This window comes from Terriglobia bacterium, from assembly GCA_020073205.1.
Taxonomy (GTDB): domain Bacteria; phylum Acidobacteriota; class Polarisedimenticolia; order Polarisedimenticolales; family JAIQFR01; genus JAIQFR01.
Genome location: JAIQFR010000026.1, coordinates 22716 through 42304, shown reverse-complemented (window position 1 = coordinate 42304; position 19589 = coordinate 22716). Strand labels below are relative to the sequence as shown.

The window sequence follows — 19589 nt, the reverse complement described above, 5'->3', positions numbered from 1 at the left end:
CCTACGTTATACCCGAAGAAAGCATTTTACTGGCGCTCACCTCAGCCGCCCAGCGCGGCGTGGAGGTTACGTTGATCGTATCAGAGAAGGGAGATCAATTTCTGGTCTACCATGCGATCTCCCTGCGCGCCTTCTCCATGGCGATCCGCCGGTTCTCGAGGTCGGCGCCCGAGGACTCGCGATAGGCCGCGAGATCCTCGCGAGCCTTGTCGGACTCCACCTGCGCGCGGCGCAGCGAGAGCTGCCGCTCCTGGTATTTCCGGCGATCCAGGAGGTCCTCGGGGACGGCGGCGTCGATCTCCGCCTTCTCGAGGGCGACCTTCCGCTGCTCGACGGTGAACTCGCGGTCCTGGATCTGCGACCGGGCGTCGGCGTCGGCCCGCGCGATGTCGCTCTCCGCCTGGACCAGGGCGAGCCTCTTCTCCTCGAGGTCGCCGGAGAACGCGGCGTTGTCGAACTCGACCACCTTCTGGCCGGCGGCGACCGTGGATCCGTCCGCCTCCATCCACCGGATCGCGACGGTCCACTGCGGGGTCCGCGGCGCCGTGAGGTTGTCGGAGCGCACCGCGTCCAGCTCGCCGGTCAGCAAGAACCTCTCGCGGAACTCTCCTCGGCGGACCACGAGGTCGCGGCCGGCCGAGACTGCATCACCCGCCCCCGCCGGCGTCGGCGCGCCCCCGCAGCCGCTTCCCGCGAGCGCGAGGACCGCGAGCAATCCGGCAGCGATCGAGTGGGCAAGCGTTTTCATGCGAATCGAAGAGCGCACCGCCCCCCGGATGGGGAAGTATCCCCTGCCTCCCGCCGGGCGTCAAATCCCCGTGGCGCACGGCGCGGGCGAACGCGGCGTCTTCACCGCGCTCGAGGGCGAGGGAGACGCCCTGGGCGTGCGCTCGGACCGGTCTCGACCTAGACTGAAACGGATGTCCCGCACGCGCGCTCGCCTGTCGCTCGGCGCCGCGATCCTCGCGGCCGCGCTCGCCGCCCCCGCGTGGGCCGGCAAGTCCGCCGACGTGCGCACGGATTCCTTCCGGCTCCTGAGCGAGGGGGTCGCCGCCTACAACCGCGGGGAGTTCAAGGAAGCGGTGGACAAGCTGGCCGCGTCGTCCTCGATGGCCCTGAACTCGTATCGTGCCTACTACTATCTCGGGCTCGCGCTCATCGGCGATCGGCGCTACGCGGAGGCCGTGGACGCCCTCGAGGTCGCACTCGACCTCGACCGGAACGAGATGCTGGCCCACGTCGCGCTGGGGGACGCCCAGCTCAAGCGCGGGGACACACCGGAGGCGATGGCGGCCTACTACCGCGCGCTGAAGCTCCGCGCGGAATTCTCCCCCGCCCTCGACGGGATCGCGCGGGCGCACGAGGCGCAGGGGAACGACGAGAGGGCCCTGGAGTTCTACCGCCGCGCCATCGCGAGCAACAAGGGGTTCGCCGAGGCGTACGTCCATCTGGGCGACCTCTTCCTCCGCGAGAACCGCCTCGAGGACGCGATCCGGCTGCTGCTCGAGGCGATCACGATCCGGCCGGACTTCGCGCCGGCCCTGAACCGCCTCGCGGTCGCCTACAACCGGATCGGACTTCGGAACGAGGCGGTCGCCACGATCCGCAAGGCCATCGCCCTCGAGCCGAAGTCGGCGGACCACCGCGCCACCCTCGGAGAGATCGAGCTCGCCCTCGACCTGCCGGCGGGCGCCGAGGCGTCGTTCAAGGACTCGCTGGCGCTCGAGCCGGGCCACCTCGCCGCCCGCGAGGGAATGGCGGAGATCGAGCGGCGCCGCGGAGCGTACGACGCCGCCCTCGCCCAGCTCGAGGAGCTGCTCAAGGAGCCCCGTCTCGAGGCGCCGGTGCGGAAGCGCATCGAGGAGCGGCGCGCGGCGGTGGCCGTCGAGCGCGACCGCGCCGCAGCCCTCGAGGCGAGCGCGTCCTCCGGCGCCCCTCCTCCCGACGACCTGAGGGCTCTGGCGGCCATCTACGCGTCCCGGGGCCAGTGGGTACGGGCGGCCGACACGCAGTCCCGGAGCGCGCCCGCCGGCGCCGCCCGGGAGAGCCTCGGCTACTACCAGATCCGCGCCGGGAGGTTCCGTGCGGCCCACGAGGTCTACTCCGAGCTGGCGCGAGGGGCCGCGCGAGCCGACCTCTGGGTCAACGACGGCGTGGCCCTCGCCGGGGCCGGCGACGACGCCGCGGCCGCGGAGTCCTTCGAGCGCGCGCTCGGGATCGACCCGCTCGAGCCTCGCGCCCGCCTCTACCTGGGCAACGCGCTGCTCCGTCTCGGGCGCGCGGACGACGCCGCGGCGACGTTCAAGCGGTACGCGGAGGACCATCCCGACGGCGAATCGGTCGAACGCGTCCGCCGGATCCTCGCGGAGATCGCCCCGGGAGCGCTGCCTCCTCCCCTGCCTCCCGCCGGTCCCGTGACCGGTCCTCTCCCCGAGCCGCCGAACGTGGAGGCTTCGAGGTGATCCGCCGCTCGCTCCTCGGCCTTCTGGGCGCGGCCGTTCTCGCCGCGTCCCTCGCTCCGCCCGCCCTGGCGCAGGACGCGGAGCGGCGCCGCGGCTTCGCGATCCAGATCACGAGCCCGGCGAGCCAGGACATCGTCCTCGGAAAGACCCGGATCGCCGCGAAGGTGAGGATCGACCGGCCGGAGGACGTGGACCGCGTCGAGTTCCTGGTCAACGACGCGGTGGTCTTCGTGGACCGGGAGCCCCCCTACGAGTGCTTTCACGACTTCGGCGAGACGCCGCGCTCGTTCGTGATCCGCGCCGTCGCGTACCACAAGGAGGGGATCACGGTCAGCGACGCCGTGGTCACGCGGAAGATCGAGGTCGCCTACTTCGAGCAGGTGAACCGGGTCATCCTCTGGGCCAGCGTCACCGACAGGAAGGACCAGTTCGTCTCCGGCCTCGGCCGCGACGACTTCCGCGTCATCGAGGACGGCAACGAGCAGACGGTGCAGGAGTTCACCGCGGAGGACCGCCCGATCGCCCTCGCGATCCTGCTGGACACCTCCGGGTCGATGAAGGAGCGGATGAAGCAGGTCCACGCCGCCGCGGGCGCTTTCGTGGACACCCTGCGCCCCGAGGACCGCGCCCTGGTGATCGCGTTCGACGACAAGGTGTTCCTCCTGCAGGACCTGACCGCCGACCGGGACGCGCTCAAGGACGCGATCACGAGCACCGAGGCGATCGGGGCCACCGCGATCTACGACGCGCTCCACGCCGCGTTCCGCAAGCTCCGGGGGATCCCCGGACGGAAGGCGATCATCCTGCTGTCGGACGGCGACGACACCTCGAGCCAGGCCGGGTACGCCCGCGTGCTGGAGGAGGCCAAGGCGCAGAACGTTCTGATCTACGGCATCGGCCTCGGCATCGGCATGCTGGACCGCGGTCGGAAGAACGTCCTCAAGGAGTTCTCGGACGTGACCGGGGGACGCGCGTACTTCGTCAAGGAGGCGAAGGACCTCGCCGGCGCTTACCAGCAGATCGCGGACGAGCTGCGCCACGAGTACTACCTGACCTACTCGACATCGAACACGACCTGGGACGGCCGCTGGATCAAGGTCGAGGTCGAGGCGAGGAATTCCGACTACTCGGTGCGCGCACGTCGCGGGTTCTTCGCGGTCCGCGCCGCCGCCGCGGGCTCGACCCCTTAGCCCCTCACCTCGCGTGAGGCGGGATCGCCTCTTCCTGCGGGAGGAGGTCGATCGCCGGGGCGACGTAGTTCGCCGGCTGAGGGACCAGGATCGCCTCGACGCTCGCATCCTCGGCCAGATCGAGTGCCGTCCGCACGGGGAGGTAGCCGGGACCGAGGACCTCGATGCCGCACTCCCCCGCGGGAACGTCCTCGACGGCGAACGACCCGTCCCGCTGCGTGAGCGTGGCTCGCGGGTCCTCGGTCCCGTCGGTCCGGATGAGCCGCACCCGAGCCTCCGGGAGCGGTCCCGCTCCCCTGACGGTCACGATCCCGGTCAGTCGGACGCGCTTGCCGACCGCCGCGGCGTCGTGCCCCGCCGCGGCCCGCCCGGTCGCCCGGGGAGAGAGCGTCACCTCCACGACCGCGCGGAACGGGAAGCGCACCTCTATACCTTCCTTGACCACGGGTTCGAGCCCGTCGCGCCTCAGCTCGACGCGATAGGTCCCCTCGGGAAGCGCGTCGAAGATGAACAGGCCCTTGTCGTCGGTCGACGTGAGCCAGAAGAGGGAGCGCCCGGCTCGGGTGCCGGCGACGACCGCGGCACCCACGACCCGGCGGTGCCGGTCGAGCGACGCGGTCCCCTCGAGCCGCGCGGTGCGGGACCCCGTGGAGACGGTTTCCGCGGGGCGCGCGGCCCAGAAGGACGCCGTCAAGGCGACCGCGGCCACGGCGATCCGAGCGGCTCGTCGCATGCGTCTCCCCGGAGCCCGCGAGCCCGCCGTACGGGTTGCCGCAGGCGCCGACAGGCCATTATAGGCGGGGCCGCGAAGGCGCGCCGAGCGCACCCGCCGAGGCCGGGAGTCAGGACGGACCGACGAGGAGCCGGCTCCGGCCGGCGCGAGCGACCCCCGCGAGCCGCAGCACGAGGAGGGCGGCCACGGCCGCGAGCGCCAGGACGAGACCGGCCCAGACGCCCCGCGCGCCCCAGCCGGCGCGGAACGCCAGGGCCCACCCCACCGGCAGCCCGACGAGCCAGTAGCCGACGAGGTTTGCCGCGGAAGGCAGGTGCACGTCGCCGACTCCGCGAAGGACGCCGAACGAGACCACCTGGGTGCCGTCGAACACCTGGAACGCGCCGGCCAGCGGCAGGAGCGTGGCCGCCAGCGCGATCACCGTGGCATCGGGGGTGTACAGCCCGGCCAGCGCGGCGGGAGCCAGGGCGAACGCCGCCGCGGGAACCAGCATGAATCCCACGGCGAGTCCCAACGCGACCCTCGCGGTGCGCGCCCAATGGAGGCCCGCGCCGAACAGATGGCCCACTCGGGTCGCGGAAGCGGCGCCGAGGGCGTTCGGGACCATGAACGAGACCGTCGCCAGGTTCATCGCGATCGCGTGGGCGGCGAGCGGCACGGCCCCGAGCCGCCCCATCATGAGGCCCGCGGCGAGAAACGCCCAGACCTCGAGACCGACCTGGAGCCCCAGGGCGAGACCGATGCCCAGCAGGCGACAGAGCGCCGACCACGCGAGCGGCGCGCGCCAGCCGAGCCAGTGTCCCCTGAAGCTCCGTCGGCCGAAGAAGAGGAGCGCCGCGAGCATGAACCACTGCGCCACCGCGGTGGCGTATCCCGAGCCGAGCACGCCCAGCGCGGGCATCCCGAGCTTGCCGTAGATCAGCACCCAGTTGAGCCCGGCGTTCACGAGATTCGCGAGCAGCACCGCGATCGTCCCCGGCCGCATGACCCCCAGCGCCTGGGTGAACTGGCGGCAGACCGCGAACGCGAGCAGGCCGGGCACGCCCAGGAGGAGCGCCCTGCAGTACGACCCCGCGGGCGCCAAGAGTTCCTGCGGCTGGCCGAAGAGGGCGAGCGACGGCTCGGCGAACGAGAAGAGCGCGAAGATCGGCAGCGTCAGGAGCGCCGCCATCGCGACCCCGAGGGAGAGCCCCGCGCCGACGGTCCGGCGATCTCCGGCGCCGTGGGCCTGGGCCACCACGGGGTCGAGGGCGCGCGCGGCGCCGAGGGCGACGATCACGATGCCGAAGTTCCAGGTGTTCGCCAGCGTGACCGCGGCGAGCGCGCCCGTCCCGAGGCGCCCCACCATCATCGCGTCCACGGTCCCCATCGCGACCGTCCCGAGGTAAGCGACCACGACGGGCGAGGCGAGCCGGATCAGGCGCGCGGCTTCTTCCCGTGCCGCGCCCTCGGCGGCGATCACGGTCGGTCCCGGTGCGGAAGGCTCCATAGGCGCGACATTGTAACGGGCCGCCGGGCGCCGGCGCGCGTCCCGGGGTTAGACTCCATTTCCCGGCTCACCTCGAGGAGGGTCGCCGTGAGAACCTCGCTCCTCAGCCTCTCGCTCCTCGCGGTCGCGCTCTCGCCGGCCGCGGTCTCGGAGGAGACTCCGCCCGCCCCCGCGCGTCTCGACTGGACCGCATCGCAGCGATGGATCCACGTCGACACGGTTCCCTCGGAAAAGGTCTCCGTCTTCGAGTCGGCGCGCGTCGAGTGGCTACGCGAGCTGAACGCCCACGCGCCGCCCCTCGCGGACGGCAGGGCGCTTTTCTGGTCCGCCGATCGCGGGGCGGTCACGACCTACTTCACCTTCTATCCGTTCGCGAAGTGGAGCGATCTCACCGCCCGGGGCGCGATGATCGAGGCCACGAACGCCGCGGTGGGAAAGGACGCGCTCTCCCGCTACGACGACCGCTCCGACGCGGCGCTGGTCCCGCCGCACCGATCGGAGATCTGGGTCGTCAGGCCCGACTTCGCGTTCGAAGCCGACCCGTCGCGGCCGCTCGACGAGACCACGGCCGCGGCCGCGTGGGTCGAATTTCAGCACGATCGCTTCGACGAGTACGACCGGATGACCGCCACGTGGAAGACCGTGACGGACGCGCTGCGCCAGCAGCACTTCCCCCTCACCTGCCGCACCTTCAGGAGCAGCTACGGCAGCGGCGACCTCGTGCGGTTGTGGCTCGCGAGCGACGAAGTGGCGCTTCGGTCGGCGCCGACGCTCGAGAGGGCCGTGCGCCGGGCGCTTGGACGGGGCGCGGGGAAGACGCTGGCCGAGTACCGACGTCTCTTCCCGACGAGCGAGCGCTTCGTCATCCGGCGCCGAGCGGAGATGTCGCAGATGGCGCCGTGATCGGTGCGGCCGGCCCGACGAGACCCGACGCACACGTGGTATCTTCACGGGTCTCGCCCGGCGGGAAGGGGCGCTCGGGACTCCGGACCGGCCGAGCGGCATTCTCAGGCGGTTAGCTCAGCTGGTAGAGCACCTGCCTTACACGCAGGGGGTCGCCGGTTCGAGTCCGGCACCGCCTACCAACTCCAGGATCTCTCGGCGCCGCGAGCCGCGGTTTGACAAGGCCGCGGACGTGGCGGAATATTTTATCGAGCCCGCCCGTGGCGGCGGCCCTCACGGATCTGGGCGGTCCGCGGGCCGGGAGGGTTGGGACCCTCCGATCCGGTGACGCCCTGAGAAGGAGGTGATCCAGTGGACAGTAACCGTTACGGTCTGGTGGAGGTGGCGTCCTCGTAAGGGGAACCTCCGATCTCGGTTGGACCTTCGGGGGACCCCGCAGGCGGGGAAACCCAACGTCACCGAAACCGACTGATGCAGCGTGAGAGGCTCCGGTTCCCAGGGGACCGGAGCCTCTTCTTTCTTTGGACAATCGACAGGCGTCGAGACCCTCGCGACGCCGACGCGTCGGCCCGTACTTGACCCCCCTACCTCACGGAACGAGATTCTCCCCGACGAGTCGCAAACCAGGAGGAGGATCGAGGGGGGTCCGCTCGCCCAGCCGGGGAATCGCCCGAAGGCGGGCTCGAAGAGGAAAGGGTGGCGTGCCATTCCTGATCCGGACCGCACCGTCGAGGAGCGGAGGCTTCACCCTCGGGCGAACGTGCGCCTTGCCGCCGAACTGCTTGTGAAGGGCTCGGTCGGCTGGAAGAAGGCCCTCGTTTACGATCTCAGCGCGAGCGGGGCTGCGGTGTGTACCGCCACCCCCCTGCCGCTCGAGTCCGAGGTTCGGGTCCGGTTCCGGCTGCCCTCAGACGGGGCCACTTACCCGGCGATGCTGGAGATCCTCGGTCTCGTCGTCGGAGCCGCGAGCCAAGTCCAGCACGACAGGGAGCTGCCTTGCCTCGTGGGCGTCCATTTCCTCGCCCTCGACGGGGCGGACTTCGATCGGGTCCGCGCCTTCGTCTGGAGGCTCCTCCACCCGGACGAGAGGTGACGACCATGGTGCGCGATTGACCGACGCTGCCCCCCGCCCGAGATGCCCCGCCGGCCCACGTCCAGGCTGAGGAGCGAGGGGAGCGCGCGGGGGATTCGCGCCACGCCGGGGCGATTCGGTCCCGTGACCCCGATCAGCCCAAGCTCAGGGGCGGACCCAGAATCGCTCGAGCCGCGCCAGGGAATCGCTGGGGACGTCGATCTCGACCCCCCCGAGCCGGCGTCCGGTCACGGCCAGCCGCTGCGTCTCGTACAGGAACGTGTAGGGCTGGTCCCGATGGATCGCCCTCTCGATCGAGGCGTAGACCGGCTTCGTGCCGGACCCGTCCCGGATGGTTTCCAGGCGGCTCAGGAGGCCGTCCACCTCGGGCGACCGGTACCGGATCACGTTGTTGCCGTTCGGCGGGACTCCCGCCGAGCCGAAGATCGGCAGGAGATCGATGTTGCCGAGCATCTTCCAGCCGCCGACGTACGCGTCGAAGGAACCCTCCGACGTGCGATGCACGAGGGTCTGCATCTCGAGCGTCGAGACGCCGGCGCGCACGCCGATCCTCCTGAGCTGCTCCTGGACCTTCACCATCACCGCCTCGCGAAGGCGGTTCCCCGCGTTCGAGACGATCTCGATCTCGAACGGCTTCCCGCCGCGCGCCAGGACCCCGTCGCTCCCCTGCGGAGCGAACCCCTTCGATGCCAGGATCCTGCGGGCCTCGGCGGGATCGTAGGGCCAGGGTTCGAGGGTCGGATCGCTCGCCCACCAGAACGAGAGGAGAGGTCCCTTGCTCACCCGACCGAAGCCGTAGAGCAGCTCGTCCACGAGGGCCTTCCGGTCGATCGCCAGGGTCATCGCCCTGCGGACGTCGGGATCGTCGAACGGCGGGCGTGAGGTGTTCCAGCCGATGAAGTCGTACATCGGGTAATCGAACGAGATCAGCATCGCGCCCGGCGTCCCCCGAATCCTCCCGGCCTCGCGCGGGGAAACCCCTTCCATGTAATCGAGGCCTCCCGCGAGGACCTGCGTCAGGAGGGCCGTCGCGTCCGGCACGACGCGGATCACGACTTTGTCGAGCAGCGGGTATCCTTCGCGGAAGTACCGCGGGTTGCGGGCGAGGACGATCTCCTCCCCCGGGGCGTGCCGCTCGAGGACGAACGGGCCGGAGCCGACGCGCACGTCCGACCAGTCGTGGCTCCGCCACTCCTTGAAGGGGACCGCGCCGAAGACGTGCTCCGGGAGGATCCCTCCCTCCACGGCGTCGGAGAGCTGGTACGGGTAGACGTGATCGAAGCGGAACACCACGGTCCGGTCGTCCACCGCCTCGACATCGGTCACGTGCCGTTTGTCGGCCGAGGAGAGCCAGGCGACCTCCGGCGACGTCTGCGCCTTCCAGGTGAAGAGCACGTCGGACGCGGTGATCGGCCGCCCGTCGCTCCACGAGGAGCTCCTCAGGTGGAACGTGAGCGTCTTGCCGTCCTCGGAGGACTTCCAGGATTCGGCGAGCAGGGGCTCGAAGCTCGCGGGGTGCTCCCGCGTGTCGCCCAGCTCCTGCGCCAGCCGGAGGAAGATCCGGCGGTGGATCCCGCTCGCGAACGCCTGCCTCGAGAGGTACTCGTTCCAGGAATCCACGTCCGTGATGCTGCCGAGGACCGCGGTCCCGCCCTTTCGCGCGCCGTCGCTTGAATCGTGGCTGGACGCCGTGCTCCGACCGCCGCATGCGACGAGGAGAATGGTCAGCGCGAGGGCGCAAGCGAGGCTGAAGCTTCTGGAGACGCGGCGTTTCGGCGACACGGGCTCCTCCGATCGACGGGCTCTCTCGGCGAATATAGTGACCGGCTCGGAGGGGAGTCAACGGGGACCTGGGGCCGTCTCCTCTTCCCGCCCGGACAGCGCTTGAGGCCAGCGGGTCTTGTGCTAATATCTGTGGGCTCCAACGGGCTTGGCAACTCGGTGAAGTTCGACCCAGGTCCTTCGGGCGCGTCGGTCATCGCGGGGCCGTAGTGCAGATTGGTTAGCACACCGGACTGTCACTCCGGAGGTCGCGGGTTCGAGCCCCGTCGGCCCCGCCAACTTGCCCGACATCACCCATCCGGCCGCTGAGCCCGACCCCACCGTCCTTGAGTTCTCTGCGCGTCAGACAATTCCGTGCTTGGACTGCAGCGCCCGCCGTGCCATTCGGAGGCAGCGAAAGCGCCCCCGGACGCCGACCCGCACGACGCCGACCCGCATCTTGCAAAGCCGTTGGGTGCAGAGTATGAACGTCAGGGAGAATAGCGCCGACGAATTGGGCTGCGAGACTCGCAGGCTTTGGAGGAAATCCTCGCAGTCCAATTTGAGTCAGCTGGCTCACAGCTACTGCGCAGCCAGCCAAGCATCTCGAAATGAACAACCGCTGAGGCGTAAACCAATGAATGGCAACGATGCAAATGCCACCACGACCCATCGTGCGCTCGTACGGATGGCCCTGCTTGCGGCATGTACGATCGCCCTGGCCTGCGCGCTGGACGCGGCACCTCCCATCCCTGCTTCGGAAGTGGCCAGTCCGAAACCTGCTTCGGAAGCGACTGCGGCAGCCAACGCCGCGGTCCTGAAGGAATTGCCGTTCCAGGACGAGCTGGACTTTCAGGACGCGATGCGCGGCTTCATTGCCCCCCTGCTGAACAATGGCGCCATCACCAGTGATGATGGCCGGGCGGTCTGGGACCTGTCGCGGTTCCAATTCGCCAAGAACCAGCCGGCCCCGGCCACGGTGAACCCGAGCCTGTGGCGACAGGTCCAGTTGCTGGCCATCGGCGGCCTATTCGAAGTCACGCCAGGCATCTACCAGGTTCGCGGCGCCGATCTCTCGAACATCACCTTCATCGAGGGCAAGACGGGCATCATCGTGATGGATCCCTGCATCTCGGTGGAAACCGCAGAGGCTGGCCTCGACCTGTATCGCAAGCACCGGGGCGACAGGCCGGTCGTGGCCGTCGTCTACACCCACAGCCACATCGACCATTTTGGCGGCGTGCGCGGCGTCGTGGACGAACGGGACGTGAGGGCCGGCAAGGTGAGAATCGTCGCGCCCGAGCATTTCGTCGAGGAGGCAGTTAGCGAGAACGTGCTGGCCGGCAACCACATGCGCCGCCGCGCGAGCTACATGTTCGGCAAGCTGCTTCCACCCGGCCCCGTTGGCACGGTGGGCGCGGGGTTGGGGCTGACGACCCCCAACGGAATGTCCACCCTGATCGAGCCGACGGTCGTCATTACCAAGACCGGAGAGACGCTTACGATCGACGGACTCACGTTCGAGTTTCTGCTGGCGCCCGGCTCCGAGGCGCCGGCCGAAATGCATTTCTACATTCCGGAACTGAAAGCGCTCACGGCGGCCGAGAACGCCAACCACACCCTGCACAATCTGTACACGCTGCGCGGCGCCAAGGTGCGCGACGCCCGAGCATGGGCGAGCTATCTCGACCAGACGATCGAGCGTTGGGGTGACAAGGCGGAAGTGCTGTACGGTCCACACCACTGGCCGACCTGGGGTAATGCGCGGATCGTCGACCACTTGAAGAAGCAGCGTGACATGTACAAGTACCTGAACGACCAGACGCTCCGTATGGCGAACCACGGCTACAACATGGTCGAGGCAGCCGAGATGATCGATCTACCCAGGGAACTTCGGCAGTACTGGGCCAACCGTGGCACCTACGGTAGCGTCAGCCACAACGTGAAGGCCGTGTGGACCTACTACCTGGGGTACTGGGACGGCAATCCCGCCCGCCTCGATCCCCTGCCCCCGATTGATGCGGGGAAGAAGTACGTCGAGTACATGGGCGGGGCTGGCGCGGTGATCCAGAAGGCGCGCGAGGACTACGAGGCCGGCAACTACCGCTGGGTGGCGCAGGTGCTCGATCAGGTCGTCTGCGCCGATCCCTCCAATCAGGAAGCGAAGAACCTGCTGGCGGACGCGCTGGAGCAGATGGGCTACCAGGCCGAGAGCGGACCCTGGCGCAATTTCTATCTCACCGGCGCTAAGGAACTGCGGGAAGGCGCAAAGAAGCTTCCCGCGCCGCAAACCGCGAGTCCGGACATCATCCGGTCCATGCCGATCGAGATGGTCTTCGACTACCTGGCCGTCCGCTTGAACGGACCGAAGTCGGAGGGCAAGAACATCTCCATCAACGTGGATCTTCCAGATTCCAAGCAGCAGTACGGCCTGGTGCTGGAGAACGCCGTACTGCACGCCAGCAAGCCGGTCAAGCGGCCCGACGCTACCCTGACCATTGCTCGGGCTTCGTTGAACGACATCATTCTCGGCCAGGCTTCGCTGGCCAAGAAGCTGGAGTCGGGCGACGCGAAGGTCGAAGGGAACAAGGCGCAGCTCGACACTCTGCTTTCGTTGCTCGACACCTTCGAGTTCTGGTGGAACGTCTCGACGCCGAACCCGCCTCCGGCCAAGAAGTAGCGGCTGAGAGATGGGCATCACGAGCTGAGGCAGTGGCGTCCATCGCGAGACCTGTGAGCGGTTGTGGAGATAGGTGACAGTTTACTCTGGGGACCTTGGAGTTGTCTCCGGCCAAATCCTGGTGGACCGACCTCCCCGTGCTCTCCCAGCCCACGTGAACCGCCCTGGGCTAGCCAGAGATCCTGTTTCCCGAAGGGTACGCAGATCGTACGCAAGCCGGTGGAAACGGTGGACGCCGGTGGAATCGGTGGACCCAAATCGGGGCGCCGCCCGACGAAAACCTAGAAACGGCGCCCCTTCGTAACGTCCTGTCACTCCGGAGGTCGCGGGTTCGAGCCCCGTCGGCCCCGCCAGTTCTAGGTTCCCCACCACCGCGCTGAAGGCATGCGCCCGGCACCTTGTACGATCCGCGGGGCTTTGTGCGAAACTAGGCCACGCGCGTTAGCACGCGGAGCCCGCGGCCACGCGGCCTGCCGCGGGTCTCGCGAAGGGGAGAAAGACCATGAGCCCGGCGGAGCGCTTGAAGGTCTCGGAGGAAGCCCTGGCTGCGATCTGCGCCCGACACCACGTTCGCGAGCTGGCGGTGTTCGGCTCTGCTGCACGGGGGGACGCCGGGCCAGAGAGCGACGTGGATCTCCTGGTTCTCTTCGAGGACGGCGTGCCGGTGACCTTGTTCACGCTGATCGATCTCCAAGCGGAGCTAACGGAGTTGTTCAAGCGACCCGTCGACCTCGTGCCGAAGGATGGCTTGAAGCCGGTATTGCGGCGCGAAGTCCTCGGCGAAGCTCAGGTCTTGTATGCGGCCTGAACGCTTGTACCTTCTCGATATCGTCGAGGCCGCGGAGAACATCGTCGTCCACTTGGCCGGGCGCGATCGGGAGGCCTTCGTAGGCAAGGTGACAATCCGCGCGGCGGTGCTTCACGAGCTGACGGTCATCGGGGAGGCCGCCGCGAGACTCCCCGAGGATTTCCGGAGTCGGCATCCTGGGGTCCCGTGGGCCAAGATCGTCGCGTTCCGGAACTTCGTGGTACACGAGTACTTCGGGCTGGACTGGCCGATCGTATGGCACACGGCCGCGGACCTCGTACCGGAGCTTCGCAGGCGAGTGGCCGCCATCCTCGATGCCGAGTTTCCCGATTCGGCGTGAAGGCCGCTGCACGGAGTGCTGTACCCAGAGAACCAGTGATCGCGCGTCCTGGGGGTTCCAGCGAGTCAGGCCGAACTTTCAGGCCAGCACCTAGGTGATCCAGAAGCTCTCGACTCCGGCGACCCACTTCCCATCGACCTTGTGGAATTCCACCTCGCCGCCTCTCCATGAGGCGTCCCAGATGGCATACGCATGGTAGCTGGCCCTGTCAACGATCAGGAGAGAAATGCGGGTCGCGAAGATCGGCCCGAACTTCTTAATGGCCGCCTCGTGCTCGTCCGGCCTGAGCACCACGATCCGCCGGTCGGGGAGAACCCCACGGAATATCCGGCGGTCAGCAACCACGAATAAGGTCTGCCGTCCCGTGAACGTCGCCCGCTTCGCGTTGGCGAGAAGATCGTCGATGGAGTTCGATGGCGATGCAGACCCCCTGGCCTCGTGAATGATCGCCTGGGAAGCCGAGCCGGCGGCCTGCCTGAGTAGAAGCTGCAGTATCTCCGCCCGATCGTCGACCGATGACTCGAGAGGAACTTGCGGCATCGGATCCTCGGCGTCGCCCAGCCCATCTCCGTCGGTGTCACGGTTTTCCGGATCGGTTACCAGCCGTTCTTCGGAGAGGTCCGTGAGGCCGTCCCCGTCGGTGTCCCGTTCGAGTTCCTTCCAGGGAATCTCGAGGAAGACCCCGCTTTGCTCTCTCTTGATTCGAGATGCGATAGGTGGGAAGAAGATGGTACTGGTGTCGAGTTCTCGGACCACAACTTCCAGCTGGAGACCGTCTGCGGAGGTGAGCGGAAGGTTCGAGAACGACGGCACGACGTAGGGCATGGTGATGCGGAGGCCCGTGTACAAAGGGGCTTGCCATGTCATGCCCCCGTTCATGGATTGGACCACCCAATAGGCGCCGCGGGACAGCTCGCCGACCGGATCGAAATCCTGGGACGCGCAGACAGCAACGACCTGCTTTCCTTCTCGTTCGACCCGCACGGGTTCCAGCCCGTCGGGAAGGATCAGCCCTGCGAGCTGTTCCTGAAGACGCCGTTTCTCTTCCTTTTCCGAGAGCTGGACGGGCGGGATCGTCTGAGGCAACGGCCGCTCTTTGAAGGGAGCGAGTCGAGGGGATCTCAGCAAGCGGGACACCGTTTGCCGCACCGCACCGTCCGCGTTTCCCTCCTGCCCCGAGGCGGCGTCGGCCCTCGAGTCCATGACCTGGCGCAGGTTGGCGATCGCGTCCGCGAGTGCGTGGGCGCGGGAGACCACCCGCTCGGGGAGGTCCGCATCCGCAATTTCGCGTGTGCCTTCGGACCACTCCAACTCGATCGATGCCCTTCTCAACATGTAGCCGGAGAGTTCCGGGTAGCGCTCCCGCTCCGCGAGTAGCGCGAGCGCTTGCCGCCACGTCGCTCCAGCGAGCGGGTCGGACCCTGACGGGGACTGGCCGTTCCGAAGCAACTGGACGAACATCTCGAACGGATCGGCGTCCTTCGGCTTCAGGAGTCTCCCCAGTAGCTCAAGCCGCTGAGTCTCGACGCTGGGCTTGGCTCCTTCGAGCGACGGATCCGCAGCGGGACTGACCTTCGCCATCAACTGTTGCGCGGTGTCGGTGTCACCCCGGAGAGCGGCGGCGGCCGATAGATCGAGCCGAAGATCCCGATACTCGCCTGAAACGGACAGCCCTTCGATTTCGAACTTCACCTCTCCACGGGTTGCGCCGAGGAATCCCGCACGATGGGCTGGGGGCCACTCGGAAAACCTGGCGAGGGCCTGGTCGATCAGGCCGGCATCGAGGAGGGCGCCGAGCCACTGCTGAGCGATGAGTGCGCGCACAGGGAGCGGTACGTCGTGACCCGGGGCGTCGAGCGCTTCGTAGGCCTTCTGCGCCAATGCGATCCGGTAGTCGGGAGCCTCAACGGCTCGTGACAGGGCATACAGGAGCACAGGGCTGTCCGGTCGGGAAGTTAGCGCGATCGCGAGAGCTGGTTTCGCCGCGTTCCACTTCAGGCTGTCGCACTCGCTTCGGGCGATTTCGAGCGCTGCCATTGCCGGATCCGCGGATTTTCTGAGCCAGGACAGCAATGGGGCAGGCTCGTTTCCGAGCGCTGCGCCCCACCGATCGTGGACCCACAACAGCGATCGCACGATTGGCATCGCGTTGCCGGACCGGCTGGCGGCCTCTTCGAAGGCACTCACCGACCGCCGAACATCGGCCTTCTGCTTCTCGCTGAGGTCCTGCGGCGATTCATCCTTCAATCTCGTCGAGAGCAGGACGGCATCGAGCACGGGACCCGCGAGGGGGTCTGGAACTCCAAGCTGATCCCTCAATACCCGCCGGGCTCCGCAGGTCTCAGCCTTGGACGCGCAAGCCGCGGCGAGAATCGTCTCTACCGTTGGTGAGTCGGACGGCCAGGGAGACTCTTTGGCGTCGAAGCTCCGGAGGAACTGTCGGAGCCCAGGAGGACTTTCGTCGTGGTTACGGGCAATCAAGGGCTGGAGCCCAACCGAGCCCACGATCAGGATGAGGAGCACTCGCCTGAGAATCCTCATGGCAGAACCTCCTCTACCGCTAGTGGGACTATACCGCGGCCGTCGGCGACGTCGACGGTCTCCCGGAGTTCTCGCTGCGATCGAGTCGCGGTCCTACCACGCAGAAAGCCCCGACTAATCGACGTCGCACGCTCGTGACGGGCGCGAACCGAGGCGTTCCTCGGCTCCCGTGCGCTCGGGGATTCGCAGCGATCGGGAGCGGCGTCCGAATCCGGCTTGGGATCAGCGCGATCGACCTCCCCGTCGAGTTCAGCGAGTCTGGCAGCTGCGGATCAACGCGGGTGGTCAGGTCCTGCCTGCGATTCAGGGCAGCGAAGGGGATCAATCGACCGTCGCGGACATCTCCACCGGCGTGCCGGTCAGGTGGGTGAGCTTGATGACGTCGCCTTTCGCCGCCCTGGCAAACGAGGAGCAGTCCCGAGGGTACGCAGATCGTACGCAAGCCGGTGGAAGCGGTGGACGCCTGTGGAAGCGGGGGACACAAATCGGGGCGCCGCCCCAGGAAAACCTTGAAACAGCGCCCCTTCGAAACGTCCTGTCACTCCGGAGGTCGCGGGTTCGAGCCCCGTCGGCCCCGCCACACACCGCGACGCCACCCAGACTCTTAGGTAGTTCCCGCCGGTTGGGTCTCGGCGGCGCCCCCGTCGCCGACGGTTTCGTTGACGCTGGGGACCCCGGCGTCGTTGCCGCGAGGTGAGGCGCCTGGACCGATTCTGACATCCGCGACGCTGCGCTCTCCGCCGCTGGAACCTATACTGTCCCTGGTATCGACGGACCTCGAGGTTCGCGTCGTGCGCCCACCCTCAGTACCATGGAACGCGGCTTGTCTCGCGTGGGTTGCGGTGCTGCTCACCGCGAACGCTTCCGCCGAGCTTCTGCCGGCGATACCGCCGCCCGATGTACGCACCCTGAGGATGAGCGCGGACCACCGGAACGGGGTGATCGTCCTGAACTGGACGGATGGGACGGCGCCGTTTTCGGTGGCGCGTAGCGAGTCGGCGGACTTTTCTGCGCCGACACGCCTCACCTATGTCACCAGAAACGACCGCATGAGTACCGTGTGGGACGCCGTGCTGGACGACGGCGAGACCTACTACTACCTCGTGTCGGATCGGAACGCCGCTCCGACCGTGTACTCGATCGCCGCGACCGAAGGTCCGGGAATTCACGACGGCGACACGCTGGTCATTGACGGTGTCGGTTTCGACGACGACTGCTCCCGGATTGCGGTTTATTTCCCCGGTGGGACCAGCATCACACCGATCTCGTGCAGCAGGACTCGAATCGAAGCGCAGGTGCGGGCGGAGACCGCGTCGCGGAGCATTGCAGTCGTGAGTCCAACGGGTGGGTCCCGGCCCGCCGGGCAAGTGAAGGCCACCGGCACTCGCTCCCACCCAAAGGAAGCCAAGCCGCCACAGGCGACCCTCGACCTCAGCCTCCTGGCCAGAATCGAGCACGAGCTCTCACTTCCTTCGTGTGGCATGGATGAGCTTGACGCCGACCAATCCCAGCTCGACGCGCTCGGACACTTCGACCAAATGCCCTACCTGGTCGCAATGGCGACGAAGCACTACTCGAATGACCAGTCCTTCCTAAATGTCACCGCCGTAGGGCTCGTTGGCAACAAAGGAAGTCCTCGCGCGCGCGACGTACTCCGGGCCCTCTACCGGGACCCGGACATCCCGGAGGGAACTCGATCCCACGCCGCCACCTGGCTGGCCGCGAAGTTCCACGACCCGACAGGGCTCCCGACCATCAAGCTCCGTCTCATGTCCAAGGACACGCAGGCACGCGCCGACGCGCTCGGTGACCTGTCCCACGTGCTGAATGACGACAACGTCGGCCTCGTGCTGCCGCTCGCGGCCGATCGTGACGAATACGTCCTGGAGAGGTTCGGAATCCTCTGCGACTCCATTCCCGAATTCCGAGCGCGAGTGGTGCCTCACCTGAAGAACAGCATGGCGAATGCGTCGTCGCGGGACGCGGCTAGAATCGGGTTCGTGCTGCTCCTGGCGGGCGATTCGGCAGGGATTTCGCAGGTCAGGGACTTCCTACTGCACTACACCGGGCCAACCTCGTCATCCGACCTCTACCAAATCACCCGTTGGAGCCGGGCCCTGACCGAGCGTGGTTACACCCTGGGACTGGATGCCGCCGCTCACCTCTTGGAGATCTACCTCCGGACGCAGCGAGACGGGTGGTTTCGCTTCACGGTTCACACTTTCTCTGACTACACCAGCTTCGGGCTCAGGACTTCCAATTCCGATACCCTCAACGCGAACACCGCTCGTCTCGCGATCGAGTGGTGGGGTCGAAATCGTGAACGAATCTTCTTCGACACGACGACTAAGAGATTCCGAATCCGATGAGCACCTCTCCTGTCGCTCCTCTCCTAGATCGCTTCCCCTCCGCGCGTTATCGACGCCCGCACGAGGATAGACTCTCGGGACTTTGAGACGTAGACTCGGAAACTCCAATTCCGCAGCGCCCGTGAGGTGCGTCGCGGTAGAATCAAAGCGGAGGATGGCCGCATGCCGACGGGAACGGATTCACGCGGGGTGCCCGCGCCACTGGCGGCGGAACTGCGCAGGCTCGGGGAGCGGTACGGGATACGCAACATCCGTGTCTTCGGATCGTTCGCGAGAGGAGAGGCAAGCAGCGACAGCGACCTCGACCTGCTCGTGGACTACGTGCCGGGACAACGCGGTTTTGCGTTTGTCCGGTTCTGCGAGGAGGCCGAGGACCTTCTGGGGCGAGACGTGGACGTGGCGACCGTCGGGAGCCTGCACCCGATGATCCGGGACAGCGTTCTTGCCGAGGCGATCCCGCTGTGACCCCTTCGAGCCGAACCGAACGCCTGTACCTCGCGGATATCCGGGACGCGATCGACAAGATCCTCCGCTACACGTCCGCCGGCAGGGAAGCGTTCGCTTCCGACGAGCGGACCCAGGACGCGGTCCTCCGAAACATCGAGATCGTCGGCGAGGCGGTGAGGGGGGTTACCGACGAGACTCGAGCCGCGCACCCGGACGTGCCATGGAAGGAAATGGCGGGGATGCGAGATCGGATCATCCACGACTACTCTCGCGTCGACCTCGACGTGGTTTGGGACGTCGTCTCGCGAGATCTTCCGGCCTTGAAGATGAAGATCGCCTCCCTCCTCGGATAGGCCGGCTAGCGCCTCCCCAAGACATCCATCCAGTTGGTCTGCTCAAGTTTCGGTGCCGAGCCGCCGATCCGAGAGAATCGGGACGGTGACCGCACGTCTCGGCCCCACGATCACCGGTGACCGATGGCCGGTCCATCCCCGCTGCCGCAACGGAGCACGAATCGACTCGCCGGAACTCGGTCACTCTAAATTGCCCGCATCCGCAACCAAAGGGTACGCAAGCCGGTGGAAACGGTGGACGCCGGTGGAAACGGTGGACAGAATTCAGGGCGCCGCCCCAAGATAACCTTGATACGGCGTCCCTTCGTAACGTCCTGTCACTCCGGAGGTCGCGGGTTCGAGCCCCGTCGGCCTCGCCAAGCATCACGACATCACCTACGTGCTTGGCGGTCCCGATCCAGGTCCACGGGGCTCGGACCG

15 protein-coding genes and 2 tRNA genes are annotated in these 19589 nt (G+C 67.5%); 12 read left to right on the top strand and 5 right to left on the bottom strand.

Annotation, left to right across the window (positions count from 1 at the left end; genetic code table 11):
• Window positions 1-106: 106 nt before the first annotated feature.
• Window positions 107-748, bottom strand: a complete 642-nt coding sequence (locus tag LAO51_07695; protein ID MBZ5638625.1) for a hypothetical protein — start codon at window positions 746-748, stop codon at window positions 107-109.
• Here LAO51_07695 and LAO51_07690 point away from each other — a divergent pair.
• Complete coding sequence (locus LAO51_07690) at window positions 747-2462, top strand: tetratricopeptide repeat protein (GenBank protein MBZ5638624.1); 1716 nt, start codon at window positions 747-749, stop codon at window positions 2460-2462. The genes LAO51_07695 and LAO51_07690 overlap by 2 nt on opposite strands.
• Window positions 2459-3652: a VWA domain-containing protein gene (locus LAO51_07685; protein MBZ5638623.1), complete on the top strand. Its 1194-nt coding sequence runs from the start codon at window positions 2459-2461 to the stop codon at window positions 3650-3652. The genes LAO51_07690 and LAO51_07685 overlap by 4 nt, the downstream gene beginning before the upstream one ends.
• 4 nt (window positions 3653-3656) lie before the next feature.
• Here the strand turns inward: LAO51_07685 and LAO51_07680 are convergent, their stop codons facing one another.
• Together LAO51_07680 and LAO51_07675 are read right to left on the bottom strand one after the other, a co-directional pair.
• Complete coding sequence (locus LAO51_07680) at window positions 3657-4385, bottom strand: carboxypeptidase-like regulatory domain-containing protein (protein ID MBZ5638622.1); 729 nt, start codon at window positions 4383-4385, stop codon at window positions 3657-3659.
• 109 nt (window positions 4386-4494) lie between these two features.
• Window positions 4495-5874, bottom strand: coding sequence for an MATE family efflux transporter (locus LAO51_07675; GenBank protein MBZ5638621.1), 1380 nt, complete (start codon window positions 5872-5874; stop codon window positions 4495-4497).
• 87 nt (window positions 5875-5961) lie between these two features.
• On the opposite strand from LAO51_07675, the gene LAO51_07670 reads away from it, so the two are divergent.
• The 3 genes from LAO51_07670 (at window position 5962) to LAO51_07660 (ending at window position 7870) form a co-directional block, all read left to right on the top strand.
• Window positions 5962-6777: a hypothetical protein gene (locus LAO51_07670; GenBank protein ID MBZ5638620.1), complete on the top strand. Its 816-nt coding sequence runs from the start codon at window positions 5962-5964 to the stop codon at window positions 6775-6777.
• Between the two features lie 106 nt (window positions 6778-6883).
• Window positions 6884-6959 (top strand) — tRNA-Val (locus LAO51_07665).
• Between the two features lie 578 nt (window positions 6960-7537).
• On the top strand, window positions 7538-7870 hold the full coding sequence (locus LAO51_07660; GenBank protein ID MBZ5638619.1) for a PilZ domain-containing protein: 333 nt from the start codon (window positions 7538-7540) through the stop codon (window positions 7868-7870).
• Window positions 7871-8014: 144 nt separating this feature from the next.
• Here the strand turns inward: LAO51_07660 and LAO51_07655 are convergent, their stop codons facing one another.
• A complete protein-coding gene (locus LAO51_07655) occupies window positions 8015-9652 on the bottom strand; it encodes a hypothetical protein (GenBank protein MBZ5638618.1) in 1638 nt (545 codons plus the stop codon).
• Between the two features lie 200 nt (window positions 9653-9852).
• Here LAO51_07655 and LAO51_07650 point away from each other — a divergent pair.
• The 4 genes from LAO51_07650 to LAO51_07635 all read left to right on the top strand — a co-directional run bounded on the left by LAO51_07650 (window position 9853) and on the right by LAO51_07635 (window position 13459).
• Window positions 9853-9930: transfer RNA gene (locus LAO51_07650), tRNA-Asp, on the top strand.
• 338 nt (window positions 9931-10268) lie between these two features.
• The gene (locus tag LAO51_07645; protein ID MBZ5638617.1) at window positions 10269-12311 is read left to right on the top strand and encodes an MBL fold metallo-hydrolase; all 2043 of its coding nucleotides are present in this window, start codon (window positions 10269-10271) and stop codon (window positions 12309-12311) included.
• A 502-nt stretch (window positions 12312-12813) separates the two neighbouring features.
• Complete coding sequence (locus tag LAO51_07640) at window positions 12814-13119, top strand: nucleotidyltransferase family protein (protein ID MBZ5638616.1); 306 nt, start codon at window positions 12814-12816, stop codon at window positions 13117-13119.
• Complete coding sequence (locus tag LAO51_07635) at window positions 13109-13459, top strand: DUF86 domain-containing protein (protein MBZ5638615.1); 351 nt, start codon at window positions 13109-13111, stop codon at window positions 13457-13459. Before LAO51_07640 ends, LAO51_07635 begins: the two co-directional genes overlap by 11 nt.
• Window positions 13460-13549: 90 nt before the next feature.
• On the opposite strand, the gene LAO51_07630 is transcribed toward LAO51_07635, so the two are convergent.
• Window positions 13550-16000 carry a hypothetical protein gene (locus LAO51_07630; GenBank protein ID MBZ5638614.1) on the bottom strand — a complete coding sequence of 817 codons (2451 nt, stop codon included), beginning with the start codon at window positions 15998-16000 and terminating at the stop codon, window positions 13550-13552.
• An 842-nt stretch (window positions 16001-16842) separates the two neighbouring features.
• On the opposite strand from LAO51_07630, the gene LAO51_07625 reads away from it, so the two are divergent.
• The 3 genes from LAO51_07625 (at window position 16843) to LAO51_07615 (ending at window position 19169) form a co-directional block, all read left to right on the top strand.
• Window positions 16843-18369 (top strand): hypothetical protein, encoded by a 1527-nt coding sequence (locus tag LAO51_07625; protein ID MBZ5638613.1) that lies wholly within the window; start codon window positions 16843-16845, stop codon window positions 18367-18369.
• 162 nt (window positions 18370-18531) lie between these two features.
• Entirely contained in the window at window positions 18532-18834 is a 303-nt protein-coding gene (locus LAO51_07620; protein MBZ5638612.1) for a nucleotidyltransferase family protein, read from the top strand.
• Window positions 18831-19169, top strand: a complete 339-nt coding sequence (locus LAO51_07615) for a DUF86 domain-containing protein (GenBank protein ID MBZ5638611.1) — start codon at window positions 18831-18833, stop codon at window positions 19167-19169. The genes LAO51_07620 and LAO51_07615 overlap by 4 nt, the downstream gene beginning before the upstream one ends.
• Window positions 19170-19589 lie beyond the last annotated feature (420 nt).

Bases quoted from the DNA above. Each gene is read 5' to 3' on its own strand.
- LAO51_07690 (MBZ5638624.1), top strand. From the start codon at position 747: ATGCGAATCGAAGAGCGCACCGCCCCCCGGATGGGGAAGTATCCCCTG.
- LAO51_07695 (MBZ5638625.1), bottom strand. From the start codon at position 748: ATGAAAACGCTTGCCCACTCGATCGCTGCCGGATTGCTCGCGGTCCTC.
- LAO51_07680 (MBZ5638622.1), bottom strand. From the start codon at position 4,385: ATGCGACGAGCCGCTCGGATCGCCGTGGCCGCGGTCGCCTTGACGGCG.
- LAO51_07675 (MBZ5638621.1), bottom strand. From the start codon at position 5,874: ATGGAGCCTTCCGCACCGGGACCGACCGTGATCGCCGCCGAGGGCGCG.
- LAO51_07645 (MBZ5638617.1), top strand. From the start codon at position 10,269: ATGAATGGCAACGATGCAAATGCCACCACGACCCATCGTGCGCTCGTA.
- LAO51_07640 (MBZ5638616.1), top strand. From the start codon at position 12,814: ATGAGCCCGGCGGAGCGCTTGAAGGTCTCGGAGGAAGCCCTGGCTGCG.
- LAO51_07635 (MBZ5638615.1), top strand. From the start codon at position 13,109: ATGCGGCCTGAACGCTTGTACCTTCTCGATATCGTCGAGGCCGCGGAG.
- LAO51_07630 (MBZ5638614.1), bottom strand. From the start codon at position 16,000: ATGAGGATTCTCAGGCGAGTGCTCCTCATCCTGATCGTGGGCTCGGTT.
- LAO51_07620 (MBZ5638612.1), top strand. From the start codon at position 18,532: ATGCCGACGGGAACGGATTCACGCGGGGTGCCCGCGCCACTGGCGGCG.